Here is a 16,479-nt window from a genome sequence, read left to right as displayed (position 1 = left end):
CCACAACTGGAACCACCACCAGTCCCACAACTGGAACCACCACCAGTCCCACAACTGGAACCACCACCAGTCCCACAACTGGAACCACCACCAGTCCCACACCAGCGACCACAACTCCCACACCAGCGACCACAACTCCCACACCAGCGACCACAACTCCAACGCCAGCGACCACAACTCCAACGCCAGCGACCACAACTCCCACACCAGCGACCACAACTCCCACACCAGCGACCACAACTCCCACACCAGCGACCACAACTCCCACACCAGCGGGGACAACCACGAGTCCCACCACGGGGACAACCACGAGTCCCACAACGGGGACATTGCCGACACAGGTTCCGAGTCCGAGTCCGACTCCGACTGCCGGCGGGACAACTCCGAGTCCGAGTCCTTCGATCGTCCCGACTCCAACTGCTGCGCCCCCAACTCCTCCGCCTTTGGGCGGGGGGCCGACTCCGCCGAGTTTTACATCTCCGACTCCTAACCAGCCACCGATCGTGGAAGCGGGGAAGACGGTGACTGGTTTGCAGAATTTGCCTCTGTCTCTGAGCATTTCGGCGCCCAGCGACCCGGAGGGGCAGCCACTGTCGATCGCCGTAGTCGGACTTCCCAATCCTACTTTTGGTCAGGTAATTACGGGTACGAGCCCCCTCACGGTGAACCAAAAGTTAACTGTTCAGGATTTACTCGGGCTGAAATTTCAACCTGGAACAAATGTGATTGGGCAAGCCGGTTCTTTCAGCTACAGCGTAGCTGACGACCAAGGCGGCACGGCAGCAGCGTCAGTCGCAATTAACATCAATTCTTTCGATACCTCCGTAACTGTTCCAACTCTCCTGCCGCCAATAGTTGTTGATGACGGCATCGTATTTACCAATACGAATAATTTGCTGCCCACTTTTATCGACGTACTGGCGAACGATTCCAGCCCGCAAAAAGGGACGCTCAGCATTATTAATGTCAGCACACCGCAACTGGGGATAGCTGTAAATCTTGTCTCTCAAGTGCAATTCATCCCCGGCAACGTAGCGGGTACAACTGCTTTCACCTACAGCGTCAGCGACGGATTCGGGACAATTCCGGGAACAGGTACTATCACCGTCCAAATCTTGCCGGCTGATAGCGGGCCTAACAATTTGGTTGGGGGTTCCTTGCCGGACAATTTGAACGGTTTGGCGGGCAGCGATACTATTGACGGTCAAGGTGGCAACGATACGATTAACGGCGATTTGGATAACGACGTGCTCGTAGGGGGTCTCGGCGCAGATACCATGACGGGGGGTGGCGGCAGCAATCAATTCCGCTATACTAGCCCTGCACAAGGTGGGCCTGCCTTTGATGCGGCTTCTTCGGCTGCGATTGATGCTGCGATCGCAGCGGGCGGATACGATGTGATTACTGATTTTAACGGTCTCGGTGTGCCGATCGCCGATCAGTTTAATTTTGCCCCCGGATTCCCCAATCTCAGCAATGGCAGTCAAGTTCTGCTGAATGTGCAGACAACTGTTTCTGCAAATATTTTGGGAGGAAGTGCTTTCTTGTTTGCCTACGATTCCGGCGGCAATACTTACATCATTTATGACGGCAATGGCAATAACCTCACCGGCAGCGATTCTCGCATTTTGGCGAAGTTAAATGGTGTAACTGGGGTTTCTGCTCTTTCGGAATTTGACTTGACGTTTATCTAGGAAGATAAGAGGTTTGAAACCGCAGATTAACGCAGATTAACGCCGATTTTAGTGGCAGTTTATCTGCGTTAATTTGTGTTTATCTGGGGGAAAAAGTAAACCTGATTATATTTATAAAACAATCCCCACAAGTGCCAGACAATAGCACCGAACTTTGAGAAAAATCCGAGGTTTGAAACTGCAAATTAAAGCAGATAAACTGCCAACAAAATCGGCGTTTATCTGCTTTAATTTGCGTTCATCTGCCGTAAAAAATTAAATCTGATTTTCCTCAGAAAAAAGTCCCAACAAAGGCCCAAGAATAGCGCCGAAAACAAAGCCACCGGCGTGGGCCCAGTAGGCGACTCCCCCGGATTCCATGCCGACACTTGCCGGGGCATTCAAGGAAGCCAGGCCGCTCAATGCTTGCTGTGCAAACCAAAATCCTAGAAAGAAGAAAGCGGGGACTCTGACGGTGGTAATAAAAATTCCCAAGGGTAGCAGTGTCAGAACTTTGGCTTGGGGATATCTGAGAATGTAAGCTCCCATCACGCCTGCGATCGCGCCGCTAGCACCCAGGGACGGAATGGCAGATGCTGAGGAAAAAAACCACTGAGTTAGTGATGCTAAAACGCCGCAAGTAAGGTAAAATATTATAAATTTGACGTGTCCTAAACGATCTTCTACGTTGTTGCCAAAAATCCACAGAAATAACATATTTCCGGCAATGTGGAGAAAGCCTGCGTGCAGGAATTGGGAGCTAATCAGTGTCGTCCATTCGGGAAATGGCGAAACTGGCAGAGCAACACCACACATATTGCTTAACTGGCAAGGAATTACGGCCCAAGAGTAGAAGAATTGGGTTAATTCTCGATCGCCCAAACTGAGTTCGTACAAAAATACTAATATGTTTGCGGCAACCAGCCCGTAGGTGACGTAGGGAGTGATAGTAATGGGATTTTCATCGCGTAAGGGAACCACAGCCTTTTTTTCCTCATCAAAATATTGGCAACACAGTAGCGCATTTATTGCCCAGGTGTCTCCTGTCTAAAGGAAGAGGGAACAAGTCAATCGATTTTAGATTTTAGATTAAAGATTTTAGATTAAAGATTTGAAGGAAGTGACTTGACGGATGTATCCGGGGACTGGTTAATCGATTTTAGATTTTAGAATTGAAGAATTGAAGAATTGAAGAATTGAAGAATTGAAGAAAGCGACTTGACGGATATATAGCCTTTATCAGTAACATGAGGTACTATTGGGCATTGGGCAGACTTCACCCCACGCTGGAGAACAGCTATATCCGGGGGCTGGTTATCGGATACTATATTTTTTATTGATGCACGGATGAATACGGGTGCCACAAGCTTCCTTCAAACCCCCGTGTCCCGCTGAAACAAAAATAAAACCCTCCACCTTGCAGTTAGTTGAATATCTGCTTTTTAGTGTTGGGTTTTATTTTACCGCAAAGGGGTATATTGTAGGGTTGCCGATCGAGTTTGTAGTTGTGATATTGGTTGGTACAGGTTTTCCCCCCTCAAAAAAACTCCAAACTTATTTATCCCCTTGCTTATTACATTTTTACAGCAGGGCTAGTGGAAGGTTTAGGCGACTTAATTTCCTGGGAAACTGCACGGGCGCGGTAGAGTTTAGCAACGACTTGCTCACACTTGGACAAATCCGATTCTATCTCGGTCAAAATTGCAGTTGATACGGGATCTGTGAACTTCACCCGCAGGTTGTTGATATCGACAACACCGGTTTGCAAGTCACCTAGAGTGCTCCGCAGTAAGAACGTTTCATCGGTTCCTTGCATCGAAGCTTTTAATTTAGCGTATTTGTCAGCAATTTGGGCAGGAATTGAGGGTTTTTCACCGAAATCGTTGAGGCGTTTTTCGAGAGCGAGGATGTGGTTCTGTTTGTTTTTAATCATTTCTCTCAAGAGCGATCGCAAATCGGTATCTTGGGTTTTTTCCGCATAATGTTCAAACGCTTCGCAAGCATAGCGTTCCCCTGCGAGGGCGGTATTCAAACCTTTAACAATGTCCCCTTGTGTCGAGCCTCCCCAACCATTAGCTAATTTCCACCATTCTGCATTTGTGTCAGTTTCTTCTGGCAAACCGACTGCTTTTCCGCCGTAACCGAGGCGAGCCATAATTGCGGTAGTAAATATTGCTAAATCTCCCGGTTGGCGGGAAGTAATCAAGTTGCCGTCAACTACTAAAGCTTCGTTAATGTAGTTAGCTCCGGCATTAATCATGTCTGTTTTTATTGCCAAGAAACCAGTCGCATTTTTGCCTTTGAGCAAGTCGGCTTCAATTAAAACTTGCGGGCCGTGGCAAACAGCAGCGACGATTTTTCCTTGCTCAAATGCTTCTCGTACAAAACGTACTGTATTGGGATTAGTCCGCATCATATCGGGAGCCATACCGCCGGGAATTATCACTGCATCGAATTCTGCGGGTACTGCTTCAGTGGTAGTTCCGTCAGCCTGCTGAGCAACTTTTCCTTGTTTCCCTGCATACTTTTCGTTTGTCCGCGAACCGAGGACAACTACGTCAAAGTTTGCTTGTTTTAAGGCGTTGTAAGGAACTAGAAATTCCGAATCTTCCACTCCATTTTCGATGAGTATGGCAACTCGTTTGGTGTTGGTGCCGTTATCTGTTGTCATAATCAACTTTCCTCAGATTGTCTTTTCATATAAGATTAAGTCATTTATGAGGCTTTTAGCGTCTTGCTAAAGTGATAAATTAGTTGGTTTTAAAAGATATCAGCGTGAGCCTTGAGAGGTATTTTACAGAACTGTCTCAATGCACGTAAGAGGCTCCATTAATATCGATCGTAGTCCCGGTAGCGTGTGCAGCTAAACCCGACGCTAAAAACGCGATAACATTGGCAACCTCTTGAGGAGGAGCGATTTTGCCGATCGGGATATCGCGAATAATATCAGCTTCACCGAACTCCTGAATAAACTGATTAGACATTTCTGTACTGACAAATCCCGGTGCAACTGTAAACGCCAAAATATTATCAGCCGCAAACCCTCTAGCAATACTGCGAGTTAAAGCAACAATAGCACCTTTAGAAGCGGCGTAGTGCAGATAATTAGGGTCATCGCCGCGAAAAGCAGCGCGACTTGCTATATTAATAATTGTACCGACCCTGCGAGTTTGAAAATGCAGAATAGATTCCCGGCACAAGTCGGCAACTGCCACTAAATTTACTTGTAGAGTTTGCTGCCAAGCTGACGACCAAATATCCAATTTGTCCTCGATACCTGCTGACTGCATAATCCCCGCATTATTAACTAAAATATCAATATGACCCCGCCATTTTAAAGCATCTCGCCACAACATCGAGGCCGCATTTTCTACCATCAAATCGGCTGCCAATAAATAACAGCGATCGCGCCCAACACTTGCTGCGATCGCATCAGCTTCTTTCTGACTGCGAAAGTAATGCAAAATCACCTCGGCCCCAGCATTAACCAGAGTCCGCACCGTCACTGCACCAATCCCTTTCGAGCCACCAGTTACTAATATTACCTTTCCTGTTAAATCAATCATTTCTGTCTCTCTTTTCTCTTTCTCTGTGGCTTTTGCGCCCTCTGCGGTTAATAAAAAAAATCAATCCCCTTCATGCCAAAAATATAATTGCTATATGATACAGCACATTCCATCTAATCTGTATGCTATTGGCTCAAGCTGATAGATATCTGCAACACACATCTCCAAAAACTTTCAAATCCTTTTCCATGTGGGTTTCTATTGGAAATAGAGCCACTGCAGAAGGCACTATAGTTTCTTTGCCCTTAAACTCTATAACTACAGTGGATTCGGCAGCAAAGGTCGAATCAACTCCATAATTTTGTCAGAATTGAAATTATTGATATAATCCGTTAGTGCGTTAGACAAACCTGCTTGATATTCGGGAATTTGTACAATTAATTCGTTCATAACTTCGGTATCGAGATAGTAAGCGGCGTGATACATTTGTTCTAACCACTGAGGGGACATCACAGATATATCTTCTACAGACAGCGTTTCAACCAATAGTTTTTTTTGAGTTTGTTCTACGACTGCGTAGATATATTGCACTCCCAAATATTTAGCGATTTTGTCAAAGATGTCTCTCTGCTGAAATGGCTTGCTTATAAAATCGTTACAGCCAGCCCTAAGAACTTTCTCTCGCTCTTCTTCAAAAACACTGGCAGTTAAAGCGATAATGACAGTTTCTTGGTTCTTAGGGCATTGTCTAATATATTTAATAGCAGTGTAGCCATCGACGATCGGCATTCGTAGATCCATCAGAATCAGGTGCGGCCGCCAGCTTTCCCACAGTGAGAGTGCCTCCACTCCCTGTTTTGCTTCTCTCACCTCAAAACCAACCGAGGTCAAGATCTCGACTAACAAGCGACGATTTTCTTCTAAATCTTCAACAATAAGAATGCGGTAAGTCCGTTGTCCGGCAGCTAAACCAATTACTCTTTGATTAATTAATTCTGGGGGTAAGGACTCTGCTTGAGGTAACTGTACAGGCATCTCAAAAGAAAAAGTGCTACCTCGGTGCAAAGTGCTTTTAACCCGAATTTGACCGCCCATGAGTTTGACGAGTTTTTGACTGATGGCTAAACCCAGCCCACTGCCTTGATTCAAATTATTCCCAGCTTGGGCTTGCACAAATACCTTAAAGAGGGTATCAATTTCTGTGGGCGCAATTCCCACGCCTGTATCCTCAACTTCAAAACATAGGTGGCAGGATGTTTTGTCACTTTGTGTTGTTCTTACTCGTAGGGTGACGCTTCCTTGGTTGGTAAACTTAATCGCATTACCGAGCAGGTTGACCAAGACTTGATAGATTTTTTTCTCGTCGCTATGCACGAATCTAGGAATGTTGGGAGCTATATCGAAAATTAGTTGCAATTCTTTAGATTGAAATTTAACTTGGAAAATTTCTTCAATAGAAGCCAGCAAATTTGTCAAATCCAAGTCGGAAAGATTGAGTGTCATCCGTCCGCTCTCTATTTTGGATAAATCTAAAATATCGTTAATCAAATCCAATAAATGTCTACCGCTACGATTGACAATCTGTAAACGTTCTTGAAGAGAAGGGGTCAGATTGCTCTCATAGCTCATCAATTGTGTGAATCCCAAAATTGAGTTGAGGGGGGTGCGGAGTTCGTGGCTCATATTGGCGAGGAAGACAGTCTTCGCTTGGTTTGCTTCATTTGCCTGCTGAAATTCCAACTCAGCTTGTTTGCGATCGCTAATGTCAATTAAATATCCCAAGATTTCTACTGGTGTACCTGAAGGATCTCGAATTAGCCTAAGCTGACCCAGGATCCAGCGATAAACCCCATCGGAGCGACGAAAGCGGTATTCGTGGAAATAAAAATCATTAACGAATACATTTGCTAAGCCATTAAGCACTGGTTCTACATCATCGGGGTGTAAGTGATTCACCCAAAATTTAGAATCTTCTAAAAACTCTCTGCTTTCGTAGCCCAATATATCTTTGATATTTTCGCTGATGAACGTTGCTCCATAATCGCCAGCAGGTTTACTGCTAAAAATGACCGCGGGGCTGTAGTTGAGAAGAAAGTTGAGGCGATTTGTGGTAGCTTGCAAGGCTTGCTCAGCCAGTTTTAGCTCTGTTGCGTCCTCCTGAACCGCAACATATACAGTTCCGTATTCAGGATGCTCAAACCTGGATGTATGAACTCTGCACCAAAAGAGACTTCCATCTTTCTTTTTATTGTGGACTTCATATTTCGCTTCCCCGGTCAGTTCAATTTGAGTGACGATATCTAGAACGGTTACGTCTGGTGTAAAATTTGTATTGACATAATTCAAGACACCAAGGGGTTGACCTGCGAGTTCGCCCTCTGTGTAGCGAAACATAGCGTCAAAGGTAGGATTAGTGTAGACGATAATGAGGTCAGAGGCTTTAATTAAACACACTCCTCCTGCCATGTTATTCATGATAACGCTTTGAAGTTCTAGTGTTTCTTGAGCTGCTTTTCGAGCAGTAATTTCTTGGATTTGAGAAATAAAATGTAGTGGGTTACCCTGTTCATCTTGTACTAACGATCCATTAAGAATAATCCAAATAATATGTCCTTGTTTATGGAAATACCGTTTTTCCATTTTGTAGGTGGAAATGGTTCCTGCTAATAGTTGATGTGCATAACTAAGATCCCCGTCTAAATCGTCAGGATGGGTAATGTCTTGGAAAGTTAACGCTAATAACTCTTCTGAGGAGTAGCCAAGAATCTGACATAAGGCAGGATTGACTTTAATCCAGTGCCCATCAAGTGAAACGATCGCCATCCCGATAGAGGCATCTTCAAACGCATGGCGAAACTGCTCTTCACTGTTTCGTAAAGCCATCTCTATTTGTTTGCGATTTATTTCAGCTCGTTTGCGCTCTGTGATGTCGCGTTTAATTACAGAACACCCAATAATTATGCCTTTTGCGTCCTTCAGAGGTGATATGGTACAAGATATGTGGATAAGCTGTCCATCTTTGCGGACACGCACGGTTTCATAGTTTTCAATCGTTTCTCCTTGTCGAATCGTTTCTAGGATTTTTTGTTCTTCGTGGCTAAGATTGGATGGAATTAGAATGAGGATAGATTGTCCTATGATTTCTTCAGCCTTGTAGCCAAAGATTTTTTCTGCTGCATTGTTCCAGCTTAAAATGATGCCGTCTAATGACTTGCTAATAACTGCGTCACCAGAGTATTCCACAATCGCTGCCATGTGAGCCAGCGATGCTTCTACTTGCTTGCGATCGCTAATATCCCGCAGAATAACAGTAAATACCGTTTCGTCTCCCATTTCCAGCCTAGAAATAGAGGCTTCAGCCGAAAAATGCGTTCCATCTCGACGACGACCCAAAATCTCGCCTCGTTCTCCCATCCTTCGCGCTCTGGTAGAAGAGTGTGCAAATTGTTTGATATGCTGCTGATGTGCATCTCTAAACTGTTCTGGCAGCAGTAAATTCAGTGGTTCCCCTAAAATATCCTCAATTTTATAGCCAAACATCTTTTCTGCCCCTTGATTAAACAGGGTAATGCGTTGAGTGCGATCGACTGAAATAATTGCATCATTGGCGATTTCTAGAATTCCCGCAAAACGAGCCTGCGATTTTTGTAAAGCATCTGTTCGTTCAGCTACAAGAAACTCTAAAGTTTCGTTAAGTTTTTTAATTTCTTTTTTGGCTTGTTGGCGCTTATAATCTATCTGGTTCAAAAAGCGAGCCGTCCCCAAGATGAGAATTGAGAACGTGACAACCATAACAGTTGAACGCAATGTATAGGCAAAATTAACGTTATACCAGCCTAAATTTTGTCCCTGAAGAGTCAACCAGTTCAGTGTGACTGGAAAGATTGTCGCCCAAGGCAGCAACCACCGAACCATGACTCCGCCAACTAGGGGACTGGTTACTACTTGCATTAATCCTTCTTTGGGGCGGAGCCATAAAATTCCTCCATAGAGGATGAAAAAGGTGACGATCGTGTTTACGGGTTGAGCCGTCGTAATTGTGACCAACCGTTCAAGAATATCGACATTGAATAGGTGTCCAAATAAAGCTAGTAAAGAAATTAAAGCTGCAACACTACTAAAAATCTGAGCCAACCAAGTGTGTCGTTGGGAATTTTGCCCTAACAGTAACAATCCTACTCCCATCAGCACAAAATTTAGGGCGGTATTTACTCCCATTCTTCCCGGATAAGCAGTCGCTGAAGACACGAAATCTGGGAAAAGCCACTCATCAATACCCAGCTTCCAACCAAAAATATACTGGCTCAGGGTCAGCAGACCCATGATGATTATCAATCCTGCCATCCCTTGAGCGATGCGATCGTGCAGTCGGGTTCTTCGGTACTGCAACAATCTCAAAGACACTCCAGCCAGCAAAAAGCAAATTGCCGTGTTTGCTTTCATGGTCGAAGTCATACCGGGAAAACCACTTTTGAGTAGGGAGATGTCAAATTGCCAACCCAGCAGCACTAGACATCCGCTCGCAAAGACGAGTAGACTTGCCATGTGAGAAATGCGCTTGTTCATAAATCGGCTGCTTGGGTTGAAACACTCTTCTTCTGATGTTAGGCGAAGCGAAGAAGAGTAACCACGGGGGGCTGCCTCTAACCGAACTATTCAGATTTTGTATGGTTGCGCCCCCTTGCCAGCCCCATATCTCGGGGATCGCAGGACTTCTTTGTGGGTAAAGTGACTTTTTTAACCGAATAATTAAACTATACTATTTGTGCATATGTTTATATTCCTCTAGCAGGAAACTAGGGAAATGAGTATGATTGTCGATAGAACTAGCGATAGGGTTAGCGATCGAGCTACAAACTACCGAGCCAATATTTTAATTGTTGACGATCTGCCTGATAACCTGCGTCTGCTCAGGGATACTTTGAGGGCAGAGGGTTATAAAGTTCGCAGTGCTATCACAGGGGCAATGGCGATCAGAGCTGCCCAATCGCCATCGACGGAGTTAATCTTACTAGACATTAAATTGCCTGATATTGATGGTTATGAAGTTTGCCGAAAATTAAAATCTGACGAGCGCACCGCAGACATTCCAATAATTTTTTTGAGTGCGCTAAATGAAACCTTTAATAAGGTGCAAGGGCTGGCTGCAGGGGGGGTAGATTATATTGCTAAGCCATTTCAAGTAGAAGAAGTATTAGCTCGTGTCGAAACCCACCTAACTATCGGAAGGCTGCAACAAAGACTCCAAAAGCAGAATATACGTCTGTTGAAAGAAATTGAAGAACGGCAACGTCTCGAAGAGTCTCTATTTGCCGAAAAAGAATTGGCTCAAGTGACACTGCAATCAATTGGCGATGGGGTCATTACTACAGATGCCCAAGGTAATGTGAGATATTTCAATCCTATAGCTGAGCGACTGACAGGCTTGAAGAGTCATGAGGTTCAAGGAGTTCCTTTCTCTACAGTCTTCCTAATTGTCGATCAAGTAACGCGAGAGCCAGTAGAGAATCCTATAGACAAGGCTCTATTAGAGGAGCAAATTGTGGGCTTAGCTAACAATACTATTTTGATTGCCCATGATGGAACAGAGTATCCCATTGCTGACTCGGCAGCACCGATTCGAGACCGCCAAGGTCAAATTATCGGGGCAGTCATCGTCTTTCATGATGTTACTGAATCGCGCTATCTCACCCGTCAACTCTCTTGGGAAGCCAGTCACGATGCCCTAACTGGGTTAATCAACCGTCGAAGATTTGAGCAACATTTAGTTGAGGCGCTCGCCTCTGTTAAAGATAGCAATCACCAGCACGCTCTCTGTTATTTAGATTTAGATCAGTTTAAAGTCGTTAACGATACCGTAGGTCATATTGCTGGCGATGAACTACTGCGCCAAATCACCGCACTTATTCAACAGGGAGTCCGTGCTCATGATATGCTGGCTCGCTTGGGAGGTGATGAATTTGGTATTTTGCTCACTCAATGTTCGCTCTCTCAAGCAACTCAGATTGCGGAAAACCTCAAAGACCTAGTACATCAGTTTCGGTTTATTTGGAATGGCAAAACCTTTATCATCGGAGTCAGCATTGGAGTTGTTGCTATTGACCAAAAAAGCCAAGATTTGAGGGAGCTTTTGGGAGCGGCTGATGCAGCTTGTTATGCCGCCAAAGCCAGAGGCCGCAACTGTGTTCATATTTATAGTCTAGATGATAGCGAACTAATTAAACAACGTGGTGAGAGGCAGTTGATTTCCCAAATCAGCCGAGCCCTGGAAACCAATCGTTTTTGTCTCTACTACCAAAAGATTGTCTCTATTACCTCTAAACCATTAGTAGAGCATTATGAGATTTTGATTAGAATGCTGGACGAAAATGGCAAAATAGTATCTCCAGCTCAGTTTATTCCCGCCGCCGAGCGTTACGGGTTGATAACAGAAATCGATTGTTGGGTTATCGAAAATTTTTTCTCGAAGTATCACAAATTGCCGGAAAAAGATGCTCTCAGTCAAGGATTGTATACGATCAATCTTTCTGGGGCTAGCATTAGTAACAATCAGTTTCTGATGTTTTTAATCGAACAATTTTCTCGCTACCAAGTCCCCCCACAGACCATTGGTTTTGAAATCACGGAAACCGCAGCGATCGCAAACTTTGAGCAAGCCAGATATTTCATGAGCGAACTCAAAAAGATTGGCTGTTGCTTTGCTTTAGATGATTTTGGCAGTGGGTTGAGTTCCTTTGCATATCTGATAAATTTACCAGTTGATTATCTAAAAATAGATGGCGCTTTTGTCAAGAATATTAGTCATAATTTGATTTCTCAAGCGCTGGTTGAAGGGTTTAATCGTATTGCCCATGCGATGAATCTTGAAACTATAGCTGAGTTTGTTGAAGACGAGACTATCTTAGAAAAATTGCGAGAGATTGGAGTAGATTATGCTCAGGGTTATGGGATCGCCCGCCCCGTCCCTATTAATTTTAATCGCTAGCCATCGCACTGGCCAGCGAACCTATTGCCTCACGCCTGCGTCCTGTCTGGAGGCCTCCAAGAGTCGATCGCCCGCTGCTACAATGCTGGCTAAATTTACTGTGTCACATTTAGATCGAATGTGCTGTAATTGTAAAGGATTGAGTGTTCTATTGGAAATAAACCGGAAAATTTGCCATGAAAGCAGTTGCGTTCGATCGCTACGGTTCAGCCGAGGAATTGCAATACCGAGAGTTGGAAAAGCCGATCGCCAAATCCAACGAATTGTTAGTGCGAGTTCGCGCTAGCAGCGTCAATCCCGTAGACTGGAAAATCCGGAAAGGACACCTGCAACTATTAACAGGATATAACTTTCCTCGAATAGTCGGTTCTGACATATCGGGAGTTGTCGTGGAAGTCGGCCGGGAAGTCACCAAATTTCAACCCGGAGATGAAGTTTATACTTTCTTAAATCCCATCAATGGGGGTGGTTGCGCCGAATACGCGGCCGTGCCAGAATCGGATGCAGCAATTAAACCGAAAAACATCACTCATGCAGAAGCCGCAGCAGTACCGATCGCAGGTTTAACTGCTTTGCAATCGCTCCGGGATTTGGGTCAAATTCAAGCAGGAAACAAAGTATTGATTAACGGCGCTTCCGGCGGAGTCGGCACTTTTGCCGTGCAAGTTGCGAAAGCAATGAATGCGGAAGTAACGGGAGTTTGCAGTGCCAAAAATAGAGAATTGGTCAAGAGTTTGGGAGCCGATTTTGTTCTCGATTACGCCGAAGTTGACTTTACTCAACAAAGCGAGAAATATGATATAATTTTAGATGCTGTCGGGACAAGAACATTTGCTGAATGCGAAAAAGTGCTGCAACCAGAGGGAGTTTATGTCTCAACTTTGCCGAGTTTAGACAACCTCGCACCGATGTTAACGAGCTGGTTCTTATCGGGTAAAAAAGCTAAATTCATTCTAGCCAATGCCAACACCAGCGATTTAGGGGCTTTGCGGGAGTTAATAGAATCCGATAAAGTTGAGCCGATTGTCGATCGCACTTACAGCTTACAAGAAGTAGCAGCAGCCCACGCTTACAGCGAAACCGGCCGCGCGATCGGCAAAATTGCGATCGTGATTGAATAATGAAGGCACTACACGGATTTTGATACCCCTACACGGATTAATTATCGATCGTTCATTCTGCTGCTGAAGTCAGAATGAAGAATGAAGAATGAAGTCGGAGCAATTATGAAATAACTATTCTCAATTATCAATTTTCAATTACCAATTTTCAATTACCCATTCCCTCTTGCCCATTACCCATTACTAATTACCCATTTCCTATGACTGCTCCCTCAAACTTGGAGACACCCGAACAAGGTTCCGACAACAATCTCGAAGCAATTAGCCAGGAAAACAGCATTGCACCAATCGCAGGCGGTGCGATGGGTTCTCGCAACTTAGAAAACGAATTTCTCGACGAACTTCCTGACGAAGTTGAAATGTCTTTATTCGACCATTTAGAAGAATTGCGTCAGCGACTTTTTTACTCGCTAATTGCAGTAGTAATCGCTGTAATCGGTTGCTTTTTCACAGTTAAACCTATCGTCCAACTGCTAGAAGTACCGGCCGGACCGGTCAAGTTTCTGCAACTAGCTCCCGGCGAGTATTTTTTTGTTTCTATCGAAGTAGCCGGATACAGCGGTTTGCTCCTCGCCAGTCCGTTTATTTTTTACCAGATAGCGCTGTTTGTTCTCCCCGGCTTGACTCGCAAAGAACGCAGGTTGCTTGGGCCTGTGTTTTTCGGGTCGAGTTTCCTATTTTTGGGCGGGTTAGTCTTTGCTTACATCGCTCTGATTCCGGCGGCGCTCAACTTCTTTGTTACCTATGGAGCGGATGTTGTAGAGCAGTTGTGGTCGATCGACAAATACTTTAAATTTGTGCTGCTGTTAATGTTCAGCACCGGCTTAGCTTTTCAAATCCCGATCGTCCAAGTATTGCTCGGCGTTTTGGGCATAGTTTCTTCTAACCAAATGCTCTCCGGCTGGCGGTATGTAGTTTTGGGAGCGGCAGTTTTGGGAGCGGTGTTAACGCCTTCTACTGACCCTTTAACGCAAAGTCTTTTAGGAGGTGCGGTGCTGAGCTTGTATTTTGGCGGGGTTGGTTTGGTAAAGCTTTTAGGACGATGAGAATTAAGAATAGCAGACAATGTAAAAGTTACCGAACATCTGAATTTTAAATTTGTCTGCTATTTTTAGCCGAGATTGGGATTGTTGTCAACTTATCTTAAAAACATCGTTTCAGTTATTGCGAGCGCGAATAGAGTATTTACCTCTGACAGCTTATAAATATTGTGTAAAGCTAAGCTTTTGAGATATTTGAGTAAGTTGATTGTTTTATATCAGCATCATTGCTGATTTAGCAACTCTTCAATAATTTTTACCAATAAGGCATCCAATTCGCATTAGCAAAGTTTAGTGTGCCATGTCTGGGACCAAGGTTTTTAGCCTAAATTCACACTATTTTTTAGGTGCTCTCGCTGGCAATCATAAGTTATTTTAATGATTTAGTTTTTAAGGTTTACATGAAGATTTGACACGAGCTGATCATTAGTATTCAATTTAGAGATAACATACCAACACAGTGAAATTACTGAATAAGAGCGTAAAACTTTAGCAAGAGGGTCAACCTGGTTCACTAAAGTCTAGCTATAATTTTTGAGTTTTTTGGCTGTCTAGGAGAGGAAAGTTGTTAGTTTTTTGAGTGAATTTTTTTAGTAAGTTCATTTGAAAAATCCACACTGTAAATTTTTAGCTTTTTGACTGTTTCAGTTTCTTAATCTCAATCGGGAATTAAATATATGGTAGTAACAATAGAAGGCACTTATCTTGCTGACTTCTTATACCCCCAAGAACCAAAACCCGGTCTTTTTTCTGGCTTCTTCGACTTCTTCCGGCGCCAACCGCCCCCACTACCAATTATTTTTGAAAGCCACATCATCTATGGCATAGGAGGAAATGACACTCTCTTGGGCGGGGCTGCTGATGACACTCTCAATGGTGGCAATAACAATGATAGTTTGCACGGCAATCCTGGCAATGACTTGCTCTATGGCTGGAATGGTAATGACACTCTCAATGGCGGACTTGGCAATGACTTGCTCTATGGCGGTCGCGATTTCTCTAACACCTCGTATGACAATGATGTGCTCGATGGCGGAGCTGGTAATGACACTCTCTATGGCACCTCGTATAATGACGACATTCGCTATAGCGACTTGTTTGCCAATGACACTCTCTTTGGGGGGACTGAAGATGACTTACTTTATGGAGGAGGTGGCAAGGACTTACTCAATGGAGAAGAGGGCAATGACTTGCTCTATGGAGGAAAGGGCAACGACAGCCTCTATGACTCGTTTGGCAATGACAATCTCAATGGAGAAGAGGGGAATGACTTGCTCTATGGCGGAAGTAACGAAGACACTCTCAATGGCTCGTTTGGCAATGACACTCTCTGGGGTGGGACTGAAAATGACTTACTTTATGGAGGAGGTGGCAATGACAATCTCAATGGAGAAAAGGGCAATGACTTGCTCTATGGAGGAGAAGAGGGCAATGACTTGCTCAATGGTGGGGATGGTATCGACACAGTATTTTATAGTAATGGAAGATTATTTGGAGACATATTTTACAGTGATAAAGGAATTGGCGTCTATATCGAGTTGGGGTCAGTCGGCGACCAATCTGGGTTAGGTCGGGCTTCCTACGGGCAGGGCATAGACTCGCTTTCCAGCATCGAAGTAGCGATAGGTTCTAGGTATAGCGATACTCTCCTTGGTGGAGACGGCAGGGAAACGTTGATTGGCGGGAGGGGCGACGACTTATTTTTTGGTAAGAACGGTGATGACTATCTCGTTGGTAGCAGCGGAGCTGACAAGTTTAGGCTTTGGATGAATTATGGAATAGATACTATTGCTGACTTCAAACAAGGTGAAGATAAACTTTTGGTACGTTCTCGCCTTCCATATCCCCCTCCGCTGGAACAAATTCCGTTTGCAGACATAATTTCTGAATCCGTGATTAATGGTTCAGATACCGAGATTCGTCAAAATGGCCAAATCATCGGAATTTTGAAGGGAGTTCAGATCACAATCACCGCCAGTGATTTGATTACCGGGTGATTGTATTATCTGCGTTTATCTGCGTTTATCTGCGGTTAAGAATTACAAATTATTCTGGCTTTTGTTTCGGCAAAATATACCGCAGATAAACACAGCACAAAAATATATCGACTCACAGCCAAAAAAATATAGAGACGCGATCGCCCGCGCCTCTATA

10 protein-coding genes are annotated in these 16,479 nt (G+C 44.4%); 5 read left to right on the top strand and 5 right to left on the bottom strand.

Annotated elements, in window-relative coordinates; translation table 11 throughout:
* Positions 1–559 (bottom strand): hypothetical protein (locus tag QUA38_RS02060; RefSeq protein WP_333099190.1); only part of this gene is annotated, 559 nt, incomplete at its 3' end.
* Between QUA38_RS02060 and QUA38_RS02055 the strand changes: the two genes are divergently transcribed.
* Complete coding sequence (locus QUA38_RS02055; protein WP_333099189.1) at positions 531–1,694, top strand: Ig-like domain-containing protein; 1,164 nt, start codon at positions 531–533, stop codon at positions 1,692–1,694. The two genes, QUA38_RS02060 and QUA38_RS02055, sit on opposite strands and share 29 nt — an antisense overlap.
* A gap of 255 nt (positions 1,695–1,949) precedes the next feature.
* Here the strand turns inward: QUA38_RS02055 and QUA38_RS02050 are convergent, their stop codons facing one another.
* The 4 genes from QUA38_RS02050 to QUA38_RS02035 form a co-directional block, all read right to left on the bottom strand.
* Complete coding sequence (locus QUA38_RS02050) at positions 1,950–2,654, bottom strand: rhomboid family intramembrane serine protease (RefSeq protein WP_333099188.1); 705 nt, start codon at positions 2,652–2,654, stop codon at positions 1,950–1,952.
* 592 nt (positions 2,655–3,246) lie between these two features.
* Positions 3,247–4,344, bottom strand: a complete 1,098-nt coding sequence (locus tag QUA38_RS02045) for a DJ-1/PfpI/YhbO family deglycase/protease (protein ID WP_333099187.1) — start codon at positions 4,342–4,344, stop codon at positions 3,247–3,249.
* 136 nt (positions 4,345–4,480) lie between these two features.
* A complete protein-coding gene (locus QUA38_RS02040; RefSeq protein WP_333099186.1) occupies positions 4,481–5,239 on the bottom strand; it encodes an SDR family oxidoreductase in 759 nt (252 codons plus the stop codon).
* Between the two features lie 258 nt (positions 5,240–5,497).
* Positions 5,498–9,745, bottom strand: a complete 4,248-nt coding sequence (locus QUA38_RS02035) for a PAS domain S-box protein (RefSeq protein WP_333099185.1) — start codon at positions 9,743–9,745, stop codon at positions 5,498–5,500.
* Positions 9,746–9,989: 244 nt separating this feature from the next.
* On the opposite strand from QUA38_RS02035, the gene QUA38_RS02030 reads away from it, so the two are divergent.
* The 4 genes from QUA38_RS02030 to QUA38_RS02015 all read left to right on the top strand — a co-directional run bounded on the left by QUA38_RS02030 (position 9,990) and on the right by QUA38_RS02015 (position 16,322).
* Positions 9,990–12,164, top strand: a complete 2,175-nt coding sequence (locus QUA38_RS02030; RefSeq protein ID WP_333158757.1) for an EAL domain-containing protein — start codon at positions 9,990–9,992, stop codon at positions 12,162–12,164.
* Between the two features lie 176 nt (positions 12,165–12,340).
* On the top strand, positions 12,341–13,285 hold the full coding sequence (locus QUA38_RS02025; RefSeq protein ID WP_333158755.1) for an NAD(P)-dependent alcohol dehydrogenase: 945 nt from the start codon (positions 12,341–12,343) through the stop codon (positions 13,283–13,285).
* A 200-nt stretch (positions 13,286–13,485) separates the two neighbouring features.
* Complete coding sequence (tatC, locus tag QUA38_RS02020) at positions 13,486–14,331, top strand: twin-arginine translocase subunit TatC (protein ID WP_333158753.1); 846 nt, start codon at positions 13,486–13,488, stop codon at positions 14,329–14,331.
* A 671-nt stretch (positions 14,332–15,002) separates the two neighbouring features.
* The gene (locus QUA38_RS02015) at positions 15,003–16,322 is read left to right on the top strand and encodes a calcium-binding protein (protein WP_333158751.1); all 1,320 of its coding nucleotides are present in this window, start codon (positions 15,003–15,005) and stop codon (positions 16,320–16,322) included.
* Positions 16,323–16,479 lie beyond the last annotated feature (157 nt).

Origin of the sequence: Microcoleus sp. Pol12B4, from assembly GCF_036701385.1 — a bacterium.
Classification (GTDB): domain Bacteria; phylum Cyanobacteriota; class Cyanobacteriia; order Cyanobacteriales; family Microcoleaceae; genus Microcoleus.
The sequence above is the reverse complement of the archived record's forward strand: the minus strand, read 5'-3'. Positions and strand labels throughout refer to the sequence as shown.

Coding starts and splice junctions, on each gene's coding strand:
- QUA38_RS02045 (WP_333099187.1), bottom strand. CDS start 4,344: ATGACAACAGATAACGGCACCAACACCAAACGAGTTGCCATACTCATC.
- QUA38_RS02040 (WP_333099186.1), bottom strand. CDS start 5,239: ATGATTGATTTAACAGGAAAGGTAATATTAGTAACTGGTGGCTCGAAA.
- QUA38_RS02035 (WP_333099185.1), bottom strand. CDS start 9,745: ATGAACAAGCGCATTTCTCACATGGCAAGTCTACTCGTCTTTGCGAGC.
- QUA38_RS02030 (WP_333158757.1), top strand. CDS start 9,990: ATGATTGTCGATAGAACTAGCGATAGGGTTAGCGATCGAGCTACAAAC.
- QUA38_RS02025 (WP_333158755.1), top strand. CDS start 12,341: ATGAAAGCAGTTGCGTTCGATCGCTACGGTTCAGCCGAGGAATTGCAA.
- tatC (WP_333158753.1), top strand. CDS start 13,486: ATGACTGCTCCCTCAAACTTGGAGACACCCGAACAAGGTTCCGACAAC.
- QUA38_RS02015 (WP_333158751.1), top strand. CDS start 15,003: ATGGTAGTAACAATAGAAGGCACTTATCTTGCTGACTTCTTATACCCC.